The 574-nt window shown below is 64.8% G+C and carries 1 protein-coding gene; it reads right to left on the minus strand.

The features are described from left to right. Positions 1-574 (minus strand): alpha-ketoacid dehydrogenase subunit beta (locus tag DM995_RS20460; RefSeq protein ID WP_286164984.1); only part of this gene is annotated, 574 nt, incomplete at both ends.

The following is a 574-nucleotide window of genomic DNA, read 5'->3' on the forward strand; positions in this document are numbered from 1 at the left end:
CCTCGCCCGAGACGCCATAGGACATGTAATCCTCGTCGGTCACCACCAGCCGGCCGGTCTTGGCCACGCTCGCGAAGATCCCGTCCCGGTCCAGCGGCACCAGCGAGCGCAGGTCCACCACTTCCGCCGAAATCCCGTCCTTCGCCAGCAGGTCTGCCGCCTTCAGGCTCTCGTGCACGCTCATGCCCAGGCCCGTGATCGTCACGTCAGTCCCTTCGCGATACACCTTCACCTTCCCGAACGGCACGGTGTAGGGCTCCTCCGGCACCTCGCTCAGCGTCGTCTTGATCGGCGTCCCCATCCAGCCCACGCCGGCGGTTCCCTTGTGGGTCAGGAAGATCACGAAATTCTCGTCCCTCAGCGCCGTGTGCAGCATCCCCTTCGCGTCATAGGCGTTGGACGGATAAACCACCTTCGCGCCCGGGATATGCGCCACCGTCGCGTGCAGGCACTGCGAATGCTGGGCCGCATTGTTGTAGCCGCCCCCCGTGCCGATCAGCAGCGTCATCGGCACCTTCACGGCGCCTCCGCTCATGTAGTGCGTCTTGGAGGCCGTGTTCAGCAGCACATTGTA

The organism is Blastomonas sp. UPD001 (assembly GCF_003426715.1).
Lineage (GTDB): Bacteria > Pseudomonadota > Alphaproteobacteria > Sphingomonadales > Sphingomonadaceae > Blastomonas.